The sequence below is a fragment of the Pseudomonas sp. 1D4 genome, assembly GCF_001728925.1.
Classification (GTDB): domain Bacteria; phylum Pseudomonadota; class Gammaproteobacteria; order Pseudomonadales; family Pseudomonadaceae; genus Metapseudomonas; species Metapseudomonas otitidis.
In genome coordinates this window covers 20667-38116 of record NZ_LXJQ01000017.1, presented here as the reverse complement: position 1 = coordinate 38116, position 17450 = coordinate 20667, and the positions used below count along the sequence as shown (strand labels likewise).

Sequence of the window (17450 nt, the reverse complement as noted above, 5' to 3'; positions counted from 1 at the left end):
CGTGAAAGACCGCGCGGTGCTGAGCTGCCGCAACATCGCCAAGAGCTACGAGGAAGGCCCGCAGTCCGTGCAGGTGCTCAGCGGCGTCGAACTGGAGCTGAACCCTGGCGAGCGCGTGGCCATCATCGGCAGCTCCGGCTCCGGCAAGAGCACCCTGCTGAACATGCTCGGCGGCCTCGACGTGCCCACCACCGGCAGCGTCTGGCTGGCCGGCGAAGAGCTCTCCGCCCTCAACGAACGCGCCCGTGGCCTGCTGCGCAACCGCGCCCTCGGCTTCGTCTACCAGTTCCACCACCTGCTGCCGGAGTTCACCGCCCTGGAGAACGTCTGCATGCCGCTGCTGATCGGCCGCACGCCGATCGCCGAGGCCCGCCAGCGCGCCACCGCGCTGCTGGAGCGCGTCGGCCTCGGCCATCGCCTGACGCACAAGCCGGCGGAGCTCTCCGGTGGCGAGCGCCAGCGCGTCGCCATCGCCCGGGCCCTGGTCAACAACCCGGCGCTGGTGCTGCTCGACGAGCCCACCGGCAACCTCGACCAGCACACCGCCCAGGGCATCCAGGAACTGATGCTGGAACTGAGCCAGTCGTCGCGCACCGCCTTCCTGGTGGTCACCCACGACCCGCAACTGGCCCGGCAGATGGACCGCGTACTGCGCCTGGAAGACGGCCGGCTGGTGGCTGCCTGACATGTTCAGACCGCTCGCCGTCTTCGTCGGGGCGCGCTACGTGCGCGCCAAGCGACGCAATCACTTCATCTCCTTCATCTCCCTGACCTCGATGATCGGGCTGGCGCTGGGTGTGCTGGCGATGATCGTGGTGCTCTCGGTGATGAACGGGTTCCAGAAGGAAATGAGCTCGCGCATCCTCGGCATGGTGCCTCACGCCACCCTCTCCGGGCCCGGGCCGCTGGCCGACTGGCGCCAGGTGGCCGAAGCCACCTCGCGCAACCGCAGCGTCACCGGCGTGGCGCCGTTCGCCGAGCTGGAGGGCATGCTCTCCTTCAAGGGGCTTATGCAGCCGGTGCAGATCAACGGCATCGACCCGGCGGAAGAACCCAAGGTCTCCATCATCGGCCAGCACATGGTGCAGGGCTCGCTGCGGGACCTGCGTCCCGGTGAATCCGGCATCGTCATCGGCGAGATCACCGCACGGCGCTTCCGCCTCTCGGTGGGCGACAAGCTGACCCTCATCGTCCCCGAGCTGAGCAGCGCTCCGGGCGGCATCACCCCGCGCATGCAGCGCTTCAATGTGGTGGGCGTGTTCAAGGTCGGCGCCGAACTGGACAGCACCCTGGCGCTGATCAACGTCGCCGACGCCTCCGACGTGCTGCGCCTGCCGGAAGGTACCGTGCAGCGGGTGCGCATCGCCCTCAAGGACCTGTACCAGGCGCCCCAGGTGTCCGCCGAGATCGTCCGGCAACTGGGCGCGGGCTATCGGGCCGACGACTGGACCCACACCCAGGGCAGCCTGTTCAGCGCGATGAAGATGGAAAAGACCATGATCGGCCTGCTGCTGATGCTGATCGTCGCTGTGGCCGCCTTCAACATCATCGCCACGCTGATCATGGTGGTCGCCGACAAGCGCGCCGACATCGCCATCCTCCGCACCCTGGGCGCCACGCCGCGGCAGATCATGGCCGTGTTCATGGTCCAGGGTAGCGTCATCGGCAGCGTCGGCACCCTGATCGGCACCCTGCTCGGCGTGATCACGGCGCTCAATGTCAGCACCTGGATCGCCGCCCTGGAGCGTGCCACCGGGTTGCACATCTTCAGTTCCGACGTGTACTTCGTGGCCTACCTGCCGTCCGACCTGCAGGTGGGCGATGTGGTGATGGTCTGTGGGGCGGCCTTGCTGATGAGCTTCCTCGCCACCCTCTACCCGGCCTGGCGTGCCGCCCAGACCCACCCGGCCGAGGCCCTGCGCTACGAGTGATTCCCGCCCGGGTGTTGCAGACGAAAAAACGCCGCAGTGATGCGGCGTTTTCGTTTCCCGGTGTCAGGCGCCCTTGCGCTCACGGCGGCGACGCTGCCGCGAGCGCCAACTGCGGGCGACCCACCAGCGCCAGTAGAACATCGTCAGCAGGTAGCCCAGCGCACCCAGCACTGCCCCGCAGATCAGCGAGCCCAGGAGGAAGGGCTGCCACAGCGTGGACAGCTCCTCGGTGATCCACGCCCAGGTCAGCGAGTCCGGCAGCGTGCGCGGCGCCACCCCCATCAGCCAGGCGCCCATCTTGTAGGTGCAATAGAAGATCGGCGGCATGGTGATAGGGTTCGTCAGCCACACCAGCCCCACCGAGATAGGCATGTTGGCCCTGACCAGCACCGCCAGACCGGCGGCCAGCAGCATCTGCATGGGGATCGGCACGAACGCCGCGAACAGCCCCATGGCCATGGCCCGCGAGACGGAATGGCGATTGAGGTGCCAGAGGTTGGGGTCGTGCAGCAGTGTGCCGAGGAAGCGCAGGGATTTGTGTTCCCTGATCGTGTCCGGGTTGGGCATGTAGCGTTTGAAGAGGTGGCGCGGCATCGGCGGTCTCGGCGGGCGTAAGCGCCCGTCATTATGCATAGGGATTCATGACACCGCCGGGACACTTTGTGTCGATAAATGAACGAACCCGAGGCACCCGCTCAACTGCGTGCCTCGGGTTCGCATCGTCTCCAGGGAGGGCAGGGGATGCGAGGACTTTGGCTGGCCCTGGCCGGCGGGCTGCTGGCGCTGCGCTTTCTGCCGGTGCTGCCGCCCGGCTGGGTGTTGCTGGCGCTGGTGGGGATCGGCACGTTACTGCTGCCCTGGCGGACGCGAGCACTGGGCGTTGCCCTGATCGGCTTCGCCTGGGCCTGCCACTGCGCCCAGGTCGCCCTCGACGACCGGCTCGACCCGGCGCTGGACGGTACTACCCGCTGGCTGCAGGGGCAGGTGGTCGGCCTGCCGCAACAGGAGGGCGGCGTGGTGCGCTTCGAACTGGTTCCCACCATCAACGAAGGGCTGCGCCTGCCCGGGCGGCTGCGGGTGTCCTGGTACGGCGGGCCGGAGGTCCGCAGCGGCGAGACCTGGCGCTTGGCCGTCACCCTCCGGCGCCCGCGTGGCCTGGTGAATCCCCACACCTTCGACTACGAGGCCTGGCTGCTGGCCCGGCATATCGGCGGCACCGGGACGGTGAAGGCGGGCGAACGGCTCATGGCGGCCGAAGGGCCTGGCGCCTGGCGTGACGACCTGCGCCAGGCCATCCACCAGGCCGAGGCGCGGGGCCGCAACGGCACCATCGCCGCACTGGTCCTCGGCGACGGCTCCGGCCTCAGCAGCCGCGACTGGCGCCACCTGCAGGACACCGGCACGGTCCACCTGATGGTCATCTCCGGGCAGCACATCTCCCTGCTGGCGCTGCTGCTGTACGGCGCCGTCGCCGCCCTGGCCCGGCTCGGGCTCTGGCCGTCGCGCCTGCCCTGGCTGCCCTGTGCCTGTACGCTGGCCCTGGCCGGTGCCCTCGGCTATGGGGCGCTCGCCGGGTTCGACGTACCGGTACAGCGCGCCTGCCTGATGACCGCCCTGGTGCTGCTCTGGCGCTTGCGTTTCCGCCGGCTCGGGGTGGTCACGCCGCTGTTGGCGGTGCTCTGCATCGTGCTGCTGGTGGACCCGCTGGCTTCCCTGCAGGCGGGTTTCTGGCTCTCCTTCGCCGCCGTGGCGCTGCTGGTGCTGGTGTTCGCTGGGCGCCTGGGCAGCCCACCGGCCTGGCGCAGCGCGTGGCGGGCACAGTGGGCCCTGAGCCTGGCGCTGACCCCGGCACTGATGGCCCTCGCCCTGCCCATCAGCCTCAGCGGCCCCCTGGCCAACCTGGTGGCAGTGCCCTGGGTCAGCCTGGTCTCGGTGCCGCTGTCCCTGGCCGGCACGGCCCTGCACGCCGTGCCCGGCCTGGGCGCAGGCCTGATGTGGCTGGCGGGGCTTTCCCTGGAGGGGCTCTTCCTTCTATTAGGCTGGATCGCCGAGGCGATGCCTGCCTGGCAGGCGCCTGCGCTGGCGGCCTGGACCTGGGCCCTGGTGCTGCTGGGTTGTCTGCTGCTGATCCTGCCGCCGGCGCTGCCCTTTCGCCTGCCGGGGCTGTTGCTGCTGGTGCTGCTGGTTTGGCCGCCCCTGCCGCGGCCCGTGCCCGGTACGGCGGATGTCCGCGTGCTGGACGTCGGGCAGGGCCTGGCGGTGCTGGTGCTCACCGAGCAGCACGCCTTGCTGTATGACGCCGGCCCGCGCAAGGGCGGCTTCGACCTGGGCGAGCGGGTGGTGGTGCCGGCCCTGCGTGGGCTGGGAGTACGGCATCTGGACGAACTGCTGCTGAGCCACGCCGACAACGACCATTCCGGCGGGGCCGAGGCGGTGGTGCGTGCCCTGTCCGTGGCGCGGGTGATCAGCGGCGAGGTGGAGCGCCTGCCGCCCAGTCTCAACGCCCAGCCCTGCGAAGCCCGCCAGTGGGAGTGGGATGGCGTGCACCTGCGCACCTGGCGCTGGCCCGGGGCCCGCGACAGCAACGACCGCTCCTGTGTGCTCACCCTTGAGGCCAACGGCGAGCGCCTGCACCTGACCGGTGATCTCGGCCAGGCCGCCGAGGCCGCCTGGGTCGCCAGCGGCGAGCCCCTCGCGGCGGACTGGCTGCTGGCGCCCCACCATGGCAGCCGCAGCTCCTCCTCGGCGCGCCTGCTGCAGGCGGTGCGGCCGCGCGGGGCGTTGATCTCCCGGGGCGCGCGCAACGCCTTCGGCCATCCCCATCCCCAGGTGCTGGCGCGTTACCGTGCGCTGCCGGCGGCTATTTACGACACCGCCGAGTCCGGCGCGCTGCTGATTCGCCTGGGCATCCACGGCGAGGTGTCGGGACTGCGGAGCCAGGCACGTTTCTGGCGGGAAAAATGAGAACAGCGACGGTCGGCGCACCCGGTGCCCTGTGCTAGAGTTGCGCGACTTTTTTCGAGGGGATTTACCACCGTGTGGGAGCTGGTCAAAGCAGGCGGCTGGATGATGCTGCCGATCATTCTGAGTTCCGTGGTCGCCACCGCCATCATCGCCGAGCGTCTCTGGACGCTGCGCAAGAGCCGTGTCGCACCGCCGCAACTGCTCGGCCAGGTCTGGCGCATGGTCAAGGACAAGCAGCTCAACAGCCAGAAGCTCAAGGAGCTGCGCGCCTCCTCGCCGCTGGGTGAGGTGCTCGCCGCCGGTCTGGCCAACTCCAAGCATGGCCGGGACATCATGAAGGAGTGCATCGAAGAGGCCGCGTCCCGCGTCATCCACGAGCTGGAGCGCTACCTCAACACCCTCGGCACCATCGCCGCCATGGGCCCGCTGCTCGGCCTGCTGGGCACCGTGTTCGGCATGATCGAGATCTTCGGCGGCTTCATGGACAACGGCATGGCCAACGCCCCGGCCCTGGCCGGCGGTATCGGCAAGGCGCTGATCACCACCGCCGCCGGCCTGATGGTCGCCATCCCCGCGGTGTTCTTCCACCGCTTCCTCCTGCGTCGTGTCGACGAGCTGGTGGTGGCCATGGAACAGGACGCCATCAAGCTGGTGGAAGTGACTCAGGGCGACCGTGAAGTGGACTTCGCAGAGGAAGACAAAGCGTGAAGTTCCGCCGTCGGGCGGGCAACGTGGCCCGCGAGGAAGTCTTCCTCAACCTGACCTCATTTATCGACGTCATCTTCGTGCTGTTGCTGTTCTTCGTGGTCACCACCACCTTCAGCCGCCCCAGCGAGATGAAGATCGAACTGCCCGAGGCGGTCAGCGGCACGCCCACCGAGGCCACCACCGAGAAGACTCTGGAGCTGAGCATCAGCGCCGACGGGCAGTACGCCCTCAACGGCCAGGTGCTGGTGAAGAACGACCTCACCACCCTGATGAATGCCCTGGGCAAGGAGTCCGGCGGTGACAACAGCCTGCCGATGATCATCAGCGCCGACGCCAAGACCACTCACCAGTCGGTGATCACTGCCATGGATGCCGCCGGCAAGCTGGGCTTCAGCAAGCTGCGCATCACCACCGTCGAGGCCCAGCCGGAGAAGCCCTGATGGCCTTCTCCGACCGCCTGCTGGAGGCCTGGTACCGGGGCCATCCCGCACTGGGCCTGCTGCGCCCGCTCGAAGCGCTCTACCGCCGCATCGCCGCCCGCCGCCGCGCCGCTTTCCTGGCCGGCGAGGGCGAGATCTACCGCGCCCCGGTCCCGGTGATGGTGGTGGGCAACATCACCGTCGGCGGCACCGGCAAGACCCCGATGATCCTCTGGCTGATCGAGCACTGCCGGCAGCGCGGCCTGCGCGTCGGCGTGGTCAGCCGGGGCTACGGCGCCGAGCCGCCGCACCTGCCCTGGCGGGTCGAGGCCGACCAGAGCGCCGCCGTCGCCGGTGACGAACCCCTGCTGATCGTCCAGCGCAGCGGCGTGCCGCTGGTGATCGACCCCGACCGTTCCCGCGCCGTCCGCGCGCTGCTGGAGGAGGGGCCCTTCGACCTCATCCTCAGCGACGACGGCCTGCAGCACTACCGCCTGGCGCGGGACATCGAGCTGGTGCTGATCGACGCCGCCCGCGGCCTCGGCAATCGCCGCTGCCTGCCGGCCGGCCCCCTGCGTGAGCCCGCCGAACGGCTGGCCAGCGTCGATGCTGTCCTCTACAACGGCGTCGATGAGGGGCCCGACGGCGCCCACGGCTTCCGCCTGCACCCCTCGGCACTGGTCAACCTGCGCAGCGGCGAGCGCGTCGGGCTCGAACATTTCCCCCCCGGCCAGGCCCTGCACGCGGTGGCCGGCATCGGCAACCCGCAGCGTTTCTTCACCACGCTCGAGGCGCTAAACTGGCGCCCGATTCCGCATGCCTTCGCCGACCACGCCCGCTTCGGGCCTGCCGAGCTGCAGTTCAGCCCGCCGCTGCCCCTGGTGATGACGGAGAAGGACGCGGTCAAATGCCGGGCCTTCGCCGGCGCCGACTGGTGGTACCTGGCGGTGGACGCCGCACCATCCGCCGGCTTCGTCCGCTGGCTCGATGCGCGCCTCGCCGCACTGGCGCCGGCCCGCCCCTGAAACCCGCCCCCGAGGCGGTCACCAAGGATTCCCCCATGGACCCGAAACTGCTCGACATCCTCGCCTGCCCGCTGTGCAAGGGCCCGCTCAAGCTCGCCGACGACAAGAGCGAGCTGATCTGCAAGAACGACGCCCTGGCATTTCCGGTGCGTGAGGGCATCCCGGTGATGCTCGAAGGCGAGGCCCGCACCCTCAACGTCGACGAACGGCTGGACAAGTGATGGGCCAGGCCTTCACCGTCGTCATCCCCGCCCGCTACGCCTCCACCCGCCTGCCCGGCAAGCCCCTGCAGGACATCGGCGGCAAGCCGATGATCCAGCACGTCTGGGAGCAGGCCCGGCGCAGCGCCGCCGAGCGCGTGGTGGTGGCCACCGATGATGCGCGCATCGTCGAGGCCTGCCAGGGCTTCGGCGCCGAGGTGGTGCTGACCCGCGTCGACCACAACTCCGGTACCGACCGCCTGGCCGAAGTGGCCACCCAGTTGGGCCTGGCCGGCGACGCCATCGTGGTCAACGTCCAGGGCGACGAGCCGCTGATCCCCCCGGCGATCATCGACCAGGTGGCCGCCAACCTGGCCGCCCACCCGGAAGCCGGTATCGCCACCCTGGCCGAGCCCATCCGCGAGGTGCAGGCTCTGTTCAACCCCAACGTGGTGAAGGTGGCGACCGACCTCAACGGCCTGGCCCTGACCTTCAGCCGCGCACCGCTGCCCTGGGCGCGGGACGCCTTCGCCCGGGACCGCGACAGCCTGCCGGCCGGCGTGCCGTACCGCCGTCACATCGGCATCTACGCCTACCGCGCCGGCTTCCTGCACGACTTCGTCGCCTGGGGCCCGTGCTGGCTGGAAGACACCGAGTGCCTGGAGCAGTTGCGTGCCCTCTGGCACGGCGTGCGCATCCACGTCGCCGACGCCCTGGAAGCCCCGGCTGCCGGTGTCGACACTGCCGAAGACCTGGAGCGGGTCCGCCGCCTGCTGGGGGCCTGATGCGCGTTCTCTTCGTCTGCCTCGGCAACATCTGCCGTTCACCCACCGCCGAAGGCGTCCTGCGCGGCAAGCTGGAACAGGCCGGCCTGGCTGACCGGGTGGAAGTGGATTCCGCCGGCACCGCCGGCTGGCACATCGGCAAGGCGCCGGACCCGCGCACCTGCCAGGCCGCCGCCAAGCGCGGCTACGACCTTTCCGCCCTGCGTGCACGCCAGGTCTGTGCCGAGGACTTCCAGCGCTTCGACCTGGTCCTGGCCATGGACCACTCCAACCTGCGCGACCTCAAGGCCCTGCACGCCGGCCGGGGCAACGCCCCGGACCTGTTCCTGCGCCGCTATGGCCTGGCCACCGAGGAAGTGCCCGATCCGTACTACGGCGGGGAAGACGGCTTCGAAACCGTGCTCGACCTGGTGGAGCAGGCCTGCGACGGCCTGATCGCAGAGATACGGGAGCGCCTGTGAGCCTGCAGTTGCGCGACAACCAGTCCCTCAAGCCCTACAACACCTTCGGCGTATCGGTGCAGGCGCGCCTGTTCGCCGAGGCCCGCAACGACGACGAGGTGCGCGAAGCGCTGGCCCTGGCCGCCGAGCGCGGCCTGCCGCTGCAGGTGATCGGCGGCGGCAGCAACCTGCTGCTGACCCGTGACCTCGACGCCCTGGTGCTGCACATGGCCAGCCGCGGCATCCGCGTACTGGCCGAGGCCGACGGGCGCGTCATCGTCGAAGCCGAAGCCGGCGAACCCTGGCACCCCTTCGTGCTCTGGACCCTTGACCAGGGCCTGGCCGGGCTGGAGAACCTCAGCCTGATCCCGGGCACGGTCGGAGCCGCGCCGATGCAGAACATCGGCGCCTACGGGGTGGAGATCAAGGACGTCTTCGTCGGCCTCACCGCCCTGGATCGCCAGAGCGGCGAGCTGCGCGAGTTCGGCCTCGACGACTGCGCCTTCGGCTACCGCGAGAGCCGCTTCAAGCGCGAGGCCGGCCGCTGGGTGATCCTGCGCGTGCGCTTCGCCCTGAGCCGCGCCGTCGCCTTGCACCTGGACTACGGCCCGGTGCGCCAGCGCCTGGAAGCCGAAGGCATCAGCGCGCCGACCCCGCGTGATGTCAGCCGCGCCATCTGCGCCATCCGCAGCGAAAAGCTGCCGGACCCGGCCCAGCTCGGCAACGCCGGCAGCTTCTTCAAGAACCCCGTGGTGCCAGCCGTCCAGGCCGAGGCGCTGCGCCAGCAGTACCCCGACCTGGTGGCCTATCCCCAGGGCGAAGGCCTGGCGAAGCTCGCCGCCGGCTGGCTGATCGACAAGGCCGGCTGGAAGGGTTTCCGCGAAGGGGATGCGGGTGTTCATCGCCTGCAGGCGCTGGTGCTGGTGAACCATGGCCAGGCCACCGGTGGGGAGATCCATGCCCTGGCCGGGCGCATCCAGGCGGACATCGCCGCCCGCTTCGGGGTCGAACTGGAGATGGAACCCAACCTGCTCTGACCCCTGGCAGGCTGCGGGAATACCGACGGCGTTGAAAACGCCCGTCCGAAGGGCTCTCCCAGGCGGGAGAGCCCTTTTGCCTCAATGCAGCTTCAGCTTGCCGATGCGGTCGTTGTCCAGACTGCCGAAGTACAGCGTGTCGCCCACCGGCTTCACCGACGTGATCATGCGCAGGTGCGTGCCGCTGGTGTCGTGCAGGCTGCGGATGATCTTGCCGTTCTCGTCCAGCGCGATCACCAGCCCGTAGGGCACCGGCTTCGGCCACAGCGCGCGGGGCAGCTTGGCGATCTGTGCCTTCAGCCAGGGCTGGGTGTGGAGGAAGTCCGCATCGGCCTTGCGCGGGGAGGGCAGGGCCACCCAGAAGGTGCCCTTGCGGTCGCCCTGCAGGTTGTCCGGCAGGCCCGGCAGGTTGTCGATGAACACGTCATGGGTGCCGGCCTTCTCGCCGCTCAGCCAGTAGCGGGTGATGCGGTAGCGGTAGGTCTCGTTCACCAGCACGAAGTCTTCCTTGGCCGACAGCGCCACGCCGTTGGCGAAGTACAGGTCCTTGAGCAGCACCTCCACCTTGCCGGTGGCCGGGTCGTAGCGCATCAGGCGGCCGTGGGGGCGGGCCTCCAGCAGGTCCAGCAGGTAGTCCGGCTGCTGGAACTTGTCCGAGGCATCGGTGAAATAGATGCGGCCGTCGCTGGCGATGTCCAGGTCGTCGGTGAAGCGGAACGGGCCGCCTTCGGCCTCGGTGGCCAGCACCTTGATGGTGCCTTTCGGGTCGATGCTCAGCAGCCCCTTGTAGGCGTCGCCGACGATCAGGTTGCCCTGGGCGTCGAAGTCCATGCCCAGCGGGCGGCCGCCGGTCTCGGCGAAGGTTTCCAGGCGCCCGTCGGTGTCGATGCGCACCACGCGGCCATCATGCAGGCCGGCGTAGACGCGGCCCTGGGCATCCACGGCGGTGTCTTCCGGCCCGTACACCTGCCCTTTGGCCAGCAGCTCGGCCTTCATCAGCGTGTCGTTGGGTTCCAGCACCCCGGTCATGGTCGGCGCGGGCGGCGCATCCCAGGCCAGCGGGTCGATGGGTGAGGGAGTGAAGGCAAGGTAGAGGGTGAGCGCGAGGATCAACAGGGCCAGCAGGCCCAGCAACTTCTTCATGTTCGAATTCCCTGGCGGTGGCCCACGGGGCCTGGTTTTTGTCGGAGGCGGCTCTTTCGTGGCGTGCCGGCCGCCCCGGGGGATCGGCGCGAGGCCGAAGGTCCGAGGCGGGATGCTACTGCGTCGCGGTTAGGGTGGGGAGGTTTTTTACGGACGACCCGCAAGCAGCGGCCGTTCTTCCGCAGCCAGGGGGCGCATTCTCGAACCGCAAAAAAAACTTCAAACCCCTTAACCCGTTCGCCGAACCCCCTCCGTCTACCGGTGCACAAGGACATTCCGGTCCCCCCAGGAGAACCTGCCATGCACCCGCTCCAAGCCCTGACCCGTCGCCCCCTCGCCGCTGGTTTCGCCACCACCTTGCTGCTCGCCCTGGCCGCCTGCTCCCAGCATGGCGGGGAGACCAGCGGCGCCGCCAACGAGTCGCAGAAAGACAGCCTGGCCGCCAAGCCCGCCGCTTTCTCGCCCAACGCCAGCTACGCGGTGATGGAGCGCAAGATGATGGCACCGGTGGCCCCCGCGCCGCTGACCGACAGCCTGCCTGGCTACCGGGACAGCTACCGCGAGCAGTACGCCAAGCTGGAAGAGAGCAGCGTCCACGCCGTGGCCGCCGAGCCGGTCTCCACCTTCAGCATCGACGTCGACACCGGCGCCTATGCCAACGTGCGGCGCTTCCTCAACGGTGGGCGCCTGCCGCCCAAGGACGCGGTGCGCCTCGAAGAGATGGTCAACTACTTCCCCTACAGCTACCCGCTGCCCAAGGGCAACGTACCGTTCGGCATCGACACCGAACTGGCCCGCTCGCCGTGGAACCCCGAGGCGCGCCTGCTGCGCATCGCCATCAAGGCCTCCGACACCCAGGTCGCACGCATTCCCTCGGCCAACCTGGTGTTCCTGGTGGACGTCTCCGGTTCCATGGACCGTCGCGAAGGCCTGCCCATGGTGCAGGGCACCCTGAAGTTGCTGGTGGACCAGTTGCGCCCCGAGGACCGCGTGTCCCTCGTCACCTACGCCGGCGAGGCCCGCGTGGTGCTGGAGTCCACCCCAGGCAACGAGAAGGAGACGATCCGCGCCGCCATCGATCAACTGGCCGCCGGGGGCTCCACCGCTGGCGAATCCGGCATCCAGTTGGCCTACGCCCAGGCGCGCAAGGGCCTGATCAAGGACGGCATCAACCGCATCCTCCTGGCCACCGACGGTGACTTCAACGTTGGCATCAGCGACTTCGACAGCCTCAAGGCCCTGGCCGAAGAGAAGCGCCGCACCGGCATCTCCCTCACCACCCTCGGCTTCGGCGTGGACAACTACAACGAGCACCTGATGGAGCAGCTCGCCGACGCCGGCGACGGCAACTACGCCTACATCGACAGCCTGCGCGAAGCCCGCAAGGTACTGGTGGACCAGCTCAGCTCCACCCTCCAGGTGGTGGCCAAGGACGTGAAGCTGCAGGTGGAGTTCAACCCCGCCCAGGTCAGCGAGTACCGCCTGCTGGGCTACGAGAACCGTGCCCTCAAGCGCGAGGACTTCAGCAACGACAAGGTTGATGCCGGCGAGATCGGCGCGGGCCACACCGTCACCGCGCTATACGAGATCGTCCCGGCGGGCGGCAAGGGCTGGCTGGAGCCGCTGCGTTACCAGCCGGCCGCACCGGCGGCCGGCAAGGCCGGTGAGCTGGCCTGGCTGCGCATTCGCTACAAGGCGCCGGGCACCGACACCAGCCGCCTGCTGGAGCAACCCATCGCCGCCGCCGAGGCCCGTCCCATCGCCCAGGCCAGTGACGACCTGCGTTTCGCCGCTTCGGTCGCCGCCTTCGCCCAGCAGCTCAAGGGCGCCCGTTACACCGGCCAGTTCGGCTACGCCGACACCCTGGCCCTGGCACGCGGCGCGCGCGGCGATGACCCCTACGGCCTGCGCAACGAGTTCGTGCAACTGGTGGAACTCGCGCAAAGCCTGCAAAATCCGGCCTCCAACCCGGTACGGACCGAGTGACTTGAGCGACACCATCACGGATGACGACGCCGCCCTCCTGCGGCGTTACCGACGCGGCGATGCCGAGGCCTTCGGCGTGCTCTACGCACGCCATCGCCTCGGCCTCTACCGTTTTCTCTGCGGCCTGTGCGGCGACAGCTCGCTGGCCGAAGAGATCTTCCAGGAGACCTGGCTCAGCCTGGTGCGCAGCGCCAGCGAGCAGCGCGAGGCCGTGGCCTTCCGCACCTGGCTCTACCAGATCGCCCGCAACCGCCTGATCGACCATTGGCGCAAGCACGGACGGCTGCAGGGCAAGGTGGAGGCCTTCGACGAGCAGGCCCATGCCGACCTGCTGCCGAGCGAGGAGGCCGACGACCCCGAGGCCCAGTTGAGCCTCAGCCGCGACCGCCAGCGCCTGCAGGCCGCCCTGGACGAATTGCCCGGCGAGCAGCGAGAAGTCTTCCTGCTGCGCGCCCATGGCGACCTTGAGCTGCACGAGATCGCCGAGATGACCCGCACACCCGCCGAGACGGTGAAGAGTCGCCTGCGCTATGCCCTGCAGAAGCTGCGCCGGCTGCTGGCCGACCCCGCCGCCGAGGAGAGAACCGCATGAACCAGGACCCACGCAGAGAGGACGAGCTGGAGCGGCAATTGCTCGCCCACTTCCGTGCCCACGGCGGGGGCGAGCCCTCCGCCGAGCTGGATGCACGCATCCTCGCCGCCGCCCGCGAGGCCGTCCGCCCGCCGGTGCCGAGCCTGGGCCAGCGCCTGTATGCCTGGCTGTTCGGCCCCGGTGGCCGCCAGCGCTGGTCGGTGGCCTTCGCCGGCCTGGCCTGCCTGGGCGTGGGCGTCAGCCTGACCTTCCAGAACCTCGACCGGCAGCCGCCGGAGTACGCCGTCGCCCCCGCACCGGCCATGGCCCCGGCCGCACCGGCGACCCTGGCCCGCAGTGCCCCCGACCCGGATGCCGGCTACAACGCGGAACCGGCTGCCCCACCGATGCAGGCCTTTTCCGCGCCCGCACCGGCAGCGGAGATGAAGAAGGCCGCACCCCGGCTCGAGTCCGCTCCGGTGGCCGCGCTGGCTGACAGTGTCGAGACCGATGCGCGGATCGCCGAGCAGGCCCGCCAGGCTGCCGACGACGCCTTCCCGCCCGCCGCCAAACTGGCAAAGCCCGCTGTCGCCCCCCTTGAACCGGCCCTGCAACAGGGCCTGCGCGAGGTGCTGGAGCTACGACGCCAAGGCCAGGCCAAGGCCGCCGATGAGCGCCTGGAGGCCCTGCGCAAGGCCCACCCCCGGCAGGACCTGGACGCCCTGCTGAAGGCCCTGGAGCCTTCCCCGGCGCCTTGATGGTCGCGAGTTGCCGGCTGTGTCACGCCAGGGTGACGGTCGATCCGTCACCCTGGCGCGTTTATCCAGGAGCCTGACATATGCCGCCCGTTCCCGAACCCGACGCCCCCACCGAGAGCCTGCCGCGCCTGTTGCTGGGCCTTGTCTGGCACCTGGCGGTGCTGGTATTGCCGGTCCTGCTGGTGGCCAGCCTGCCGTTGGCCGGTGCGGCCTCAAGCGTGGTGGGGCTGGCCCTGGCGCTGATCGCCATCGCCCGCTGGCCGCGCATCGGCAAGGGCGTCAGCAGCCTGCTCACCAGCGCCGTGATCGGTGCCGCCTTCAGCCTGGGGGCCACGCTGCCCGGCTACTGGGGCATCGGCGCAGGCGTGCTCTGGGCGTTGATCGGCCTGGCCTGTGCGGCGACCCTGGAGCGGCGCCTGGGCCTGGCCAGCGCCCCGGTCACGGCCGAACCCATCGGCCCGGTGGACGCGGACGCTCGAGGCTCCAGCGCCTGGGGTGGCGGCGAACTGCTCACGCCGGAGGGCGAGCCGGTGCGCACTCTGGGGTGGGGCGAGATTGCCATGGGCGGCCCGGTCTACACCGACTACCTGATGCCTGACGGCGTGCTGCTGGAGGGCCTGGGCAGCTCGGCCCGCTTCTCCGATGACGGCCGCTATTTCGCCGCGCCGATCCCCTCGCGCGGCACCTGGTCGCTGGCGGTGTTCGACCGCCAGCAGCGCCGGCTCTATCACTGTGCCAACGAAGCCTTCTGGGAGCTGGATGCCTTCAGTGGCGGCGAACTGCGCGGTCGCCACAGCCCGCTGGTGTCGGACCAGGGCTACCGTCTCAGCCTCGATGCCTTGCTGCGCGAGGCGACCTGCGAGGACTTCGTCGCCATCGGCGATCTCTGGCTTGCACCCGGCTGGGCCGACAGGCAGCAGCAGGCGCTGCTGGACCTTTCGCCCCCCACCGGCCCCCACCGCCTGCGCGGCGAGCCCTGGCTGCCGGAGCGACTGCGCGAGCGCGACGACCCGCTGCTGCCGCTGCGTTACCCCAGCTACCAGTTGTGGCTGGACGACGTTCCCACCGGGCTGCTGCTGCCCGACGACGAGCGCCCCGTGTGGCGTGCCGACGGCCTGGCCTTCGCCTGCCGTCTGCGCGACACCGCCCAGGAACGCCCCTGGCCATGCCCCACCCGGATCTGGGAGGCCGGGCAGGGCTGGCGCACCCTGGACGACTGGTCGCCCCGGGAAGATGAGCCGCGCCTGATGCTCGAAGCGCCGCTTGCGCTGGACCCGGCCCACCTGGCCATTCAAGCCCGCTTCGACCTGCCCGAGTTGGACCAGATGGAGCACGGAAACGCCGTGCACCACATCTTCAGTGAGGAACTCGAACGCCTCGCCGGCTTCGACGCCTGGGGCCGCGCCGTGCCTGGCTTGCGTGCGGCCACGCGGCTGGAGCTGCTGTACCCCCTCGGCCGGGGCATGCCGGTGATGCAGGCCGACCTGCGCCTGGCACCGTTGGCCGATGGCCGCCGCCCATTGCTGGAGTGGCAGCGGGAGAGCGCCGACGGGCTGCGGGCCGCCTACCGCTGCCGCATCGATGACTGGGTGCTGGAGGGCGAGTGGTGCCTGGACCACCGTGTATCCGCCTGCGGCCGCTACCTCGCACTGGTGGCCTTCGCCGAAGCCCCGGCCGTGCCCCATCGCCTGGTGGTGGCGGACGTGCCGGCCCGGCGCCTGCTGGGCATCGACTTCGACCTGCCGCTGGCACGGCTGATGGATTTCCAGGACGGCGTCGTCGAATTGGCCGTGGTGACGGGGCGCCTGGCCGATGCCCAGATTGCCACCCCGTTGCAGCGCATCGACGAGCCTCCGCCACCGGTGGTGAACGCTGCCGACTTCCTCCCGCGCCGGGAGGACAGCCGGCTCTGCTACGCCCTGCGCCGCCTGCGAGTGGGCGCAACGCTCGAGCTGTTGCCCGACTGGCGCCCGCTGAGCCAGCCGCCCGCCTCCAACGCCTACGGCGACTTCGTGCTGCCGGCGCCCACCGGTGGCAATGCCGCCTGGCTGTTCGGCAGTTGCACCGCCTATGGCGGCGCCTACCTGCATGAGCGCCTGCCGCGCCAGGGTGGGTACCTGCTCACCGCCTGCGGTTGCGCCCTGGCCGATCTCGCCCCGGCCATGGCCTGGTCGGCGGACAGCCGCTACCTGGCCCTGACCCGCCACGACGACGGCGAGTGGCACCTGCTGGTGCTGGACACCCTCGCGCACCGGTTCTACCCCTGGCCTGACCCCATCGGTCCGCTGCCGCGCTTCGAAGGCTTCGCCGACGGGGCCTTGCATTGGCGGAACCACCCGTACCACGACGACGTCGCAGAAGAGGCCGGCGAGCCTCGACACCTGCCCCTCGACGCCCTGCTGGGCGTCGCCCCCGAGGCACTGGAGGCCGTGGATGGCCTCTGGCTGCCGCCTTCCGAGCGCCCCCGTGCTGCCCAGTGGCGGGGCCTCGATACCGCCCATCTCGACCCCTGGAGACCCCAATGAGCGAAAGCATCCTCTCCCAAGCCCTGACCATGCAGGTTCTCGGTTACATCGGCCTGGTGCCGCTGGTCATCGCCTGGCTGGCCGGCATCGCCCTGTCCGTCCGCTACTGGCGCGAGCGGCCCCGTGCTGCCGGCTTCTGCCTGGCGAGCATGGTCCTGTTGCTGGCCTGGACCCTGCTGCAGCAGGTGCTGTACCTCACGGCCTACCAGTGGGGCGGGGAATTTGAGGCTGCACGCATGAGCGTGGTTTTCAGCGGCATTGGCGCCATTGGTGGGCTGGTCCACACCCTGTGCTTCGGGTTGCTGCTGGCGGCCGTGTTCTCCGGCCGTGACACCCCGCGTGAGTAAGACAGGGTTGCCAGTGCCCGCCTAGCGCGCCAGCATGGTGCACCTTTCATCCAGCGGTGGCCGCTCCATGACCCGAACCCTGCTGCCTACCCTGTTCCTTGGCTTCTGTGCATCCGCCCTGGCCAACCCGGCCCCTGTGGCTCCCCGGGGGGATACCTGGCCTGGCCTCGTGGCCGGGCCCGTTTTCACGCCAGTCAACGCCTGTGCCGAGGCGCCGACGCAAGCCAAGCCGAAGCCCAAGCCGGCACCGACCAAGGCCGAGACCGCCAAGCCCAAACCGAAGCCCGTGCCTGGCAAGCCCAAACCGTCCAAGGTGGAGCAGGTCAAGCTGCGCGAACCCAAGCTTGACCTGAGCCTGCCCAAGCACCTGGTAGATGAGCTGGAGCCGCGGGTGAAGCAAGAGCAGCACGTCGAGCAGCCGCTACTGCCGCCGCTGTTCGTGGAGAAGCCGTCGGAGCAGAGCCCTTACCAGCTCAACGGCAAGCTCATCACCAACCAGCGGGAAGACGACTACTGGCGCTCCGTGGAGGGCGCCGAGTTGCAGATCGAGTTCAAGCAGTAGCCCGGCCGGTGCTCATGGCGAGGAGGAAACGGGGTGAGCCGGGCTCACC

At 69.8% G+C, this 17450-nt stretch carries 18 protein-coding genes; 16 read left to right on the top strand and 2 right to left on the bottom strand.

All coding sequences use genetic code 11. The features are described from left to right. The first annotated feature begins 1 nt into the window (after position 1). Positions 2 to 685, top strand: a complete 684-nt coding sequence (lolD, locus tag A7D27_RS11070; RefSeq protein WP_165664847.1) for a lipoprotein-releasing ABC transporter ATP-binding protein LolD — start codon at positions 2 to 4, stop codon at positions 683 to 685. Position 686: 1 nt separating this feature from the next. Continuing rightward, positions 687 to 1931: a lipoprotein-releasing ABC transporter permease subunit gene (locus tag A7D27_RS11065; RefSeq protein ID WP_069564903.1), complete on the top strand. Its 1245-nt coding sequence runs from the start codon at positions 687 to 689 to the stop codon at positions 1929 to 1931. A gap of 63 nt (positions 1932 to 1994) precedes the next feature. On the opposite strand, the gene A7D27_RS11060 is transcribed toward A7D27_RS11065, so the two are convergent. Beyond that, positions 1995 to 2525 (bottom strand): DUF2062 domain-containing protein, encoded by a 531-nt coding sequence (locus A7D27_RS11060; RefSeq protein WP_069561692.1) that lies wholly within the window; start codon positions 2523 to 2525, stop codon positions 1995 to 1997. A gap of 147 nt (positions 2526 to 2672) precedes the next feature. On the opposite strand from A7D27_RS11060, the gene A7D27_RS11055 reads away from it, so the two are divergent. The 8 genes from A7D27_RS11055 to murB all read left to right on the top strand — a co-directional run bounded on the left by A7D27_RS11055 (position 2673) and on the right by murB (position 9509). After that, positions 2673 to 4895 carry a DNA internalization-related competence protein ComEC/Rec2 gene (locus A7D27_RS11055; RefSeq protein ID WP_069564902.1) on the top strand — a complete coding sequence of 741 codons (2223 nt, stop codon included), beginning with the start codon at positions 2673 to 2675 and terminating at the stop codon, positions 4893 to 4895. Positions 4896 to 4967: 72 nt separating this feature from the next. Beyond that, positions 4968 to 5603, top strand: a complete 636-nt coding sequence (locus A7D27_RS11050; protein ID WP_069561690.1) for a MotA/TolQ/ExbB proton channel family protein — start codon at positions 4968 to 4970, stop codon at positions 5601 to 5603. Beyond that, complete coding sequence (locus A7D27_RS11045) at positions 5600 to 6043, top strand: biopolymer transporter ExbD (protein ID WP_044404945.1); 444 nt, start codon at positions 5600 to 5602, stop codon at positions 6041 to 6043. The genes A7D27_RS11050 and A7D27_RS11045 overlap by 4 nt, the downstream gene beginning before the upstream one ends. Further along, positions 6043 to 7047 carry a tetraacyldisaccharide 4'-kinase gene (lpxK, locus tag A7D27_RS11040; protein ID WP_069564901.1) on the top strand — a complete coding sequence of 335 codons (1005 nt, stop codon included), beginning with the start codon at positions 6043 to 6045 and terminating at the stop codon, positions 7045 to 7047. Before A7D27_RS11045 ends, lpxK begins: the two co-directional genes overlap by 1 nt. A 35-nt stretch (positions 7048 to 7082) precedes the next feature. Then, a complete protein-coding gene (locus A7D27_RS11035; RefSeq protein ID WP_069561688.1) occupies positions 7083 to 7268 on the top strand; it encodes a Trm112 family protein in 186 nt (61 codons plus the stop codon). Next, positions 7268 to 8032 (top strand): 3-deoxy-manno-octulosonate cytidylyltransferase, encoded by a 765-nt coding sequence (gene kdsB / locus A7D27_RS11030; RefSeq protein WP_069564900.1) that lies wholly within the window; start codon positions 7268 to 7270, stop codon positions 8030 to 8032. The genes A7D27_RS11035 and kdsB overlap by 1 nt, the downstream gene beginning before the upstream one ends. Next, entirely contained in the window at positions 8032 to 8493 is a 462-nt protein-coding gene (locus A7D27_RS11025; protein ID WP_069564899.1) for a low molecular weight protein-tyrosine-phosphatase, read from the top strand. The genes kdsB and A7D27_RS11025 overlap by 1 nt, the downstream gene beginning before the upstream one ends. Further along, positions 8490 to 9509, top strand: a complete 1020-nt coding sequence (gene murB / locus A7D27_RS11020; protein WP_069564898.1) for a UDP-N-acetylmuramate dehydrogenase — start codon at positions 8490 to 8492, stop codon at positions 9507 to 9509. Before A7D27_RS11025 ends, murB begins: the two co-directional genes overlap by 4 nt. 81 nt (positions 9510 to 9590) lie before the next feature. Here the strand turns inward: murB and A7D27_RS11015 are convergent, their stop codons facing one another. Further along, on the bottom strand, positions 9591 to 10652 hold the full coding sequence (locus A7D27_RS11015) for an SMP-30/gluconolactonase/LRE family protein (RefSeq protein ID WP_069564897.1): 1062 nt from the start codon (positions 10650 to 10652) through the stop codon (positions 9591 to 9593). 300 nt (positions 10653 to 10952) lie between these two features. On the opposite strand from A7D27_RS11015, the gene A7D27_RS11010 reads away from it, so the two are divergent. From A7D27_RS11010 to A7D27_RS10985, 6 genes are all read left to right on the top strand, one after another. Further along, on the top strand, positions 10953 to 12638 hold the full coding sequence (locus tag A7D27_RS11010) for a VWA domain-containing protein (protein ID WP_069564896.1): 1686 nt from the start codon (positions 10953 to 10955) through the stop codon (positions 12636 to 12638). Position 12639: 1 nt separating this feature from the next. Then, positions 12640 to 13230 carry an RNA polymerase sigma factor gene (locus A7D27_RS11005; RefSeq protein ID WP_069564895.1) on the top strand — a complete coding sequence of 197 codons (591 nt, stop codon included), beginning with the start codon at positions 12640 to 12642 and terminating at the stop codon, positions 13228 to 13230. Then, entirely contained in the window at positions 13227 to 13967 is a 741-nt protein-coding gene (locus tag A7D27_RS11000) for a hypothetical protein (protein ID WP_069564894.1), read from the top strand. The genes A7D27_RS11005 and A7D27_RS11000 overlap by 4 nt, the downstream gene beginning before the upstream one ends. A gap of 80 nt (positions 13968 to 14047) precedes the next feature. Continuing rightward, a complete protein-coding gene (locus tag A7D27_RS10995; protein WP_069564893.1) occupies positions 14048 to 16492 on the top strand; it encodes a hypothetical protein in 2445 nt (814 codons plus the stop codon). After that, the gene (locus A7D27_RS10990) at positions 16489 to 16839 is read left to right on the top strand and encodes a hypothetical protein (RefSeq protein ID WP_069564892.1); all 351 of its coding nucleotides are present in this window, start codon (positions 16489 to 16491) and stop codon (positions 16837 to 16839) included. Before A7D27_RS10995 ends, A7D27_RS10990 begins: the two co-directional genes overlap by 4 nt. Positions 16840 to 16906: 67 nt before the next feature. Next, positions 16907 to 17401: a hypothetical protein gene (locus tag A7D27_RS10985; RefSeq protein WP_069564891.1), complete on the top strand. Its 495-nt coding sequence runs from the start codon at positions 16907 to 16909 to the stop codon at positions 17399 to 17401. The last annotated feature ends 49 nt before the right edge of the window (positions 17402 to 17450 follow it).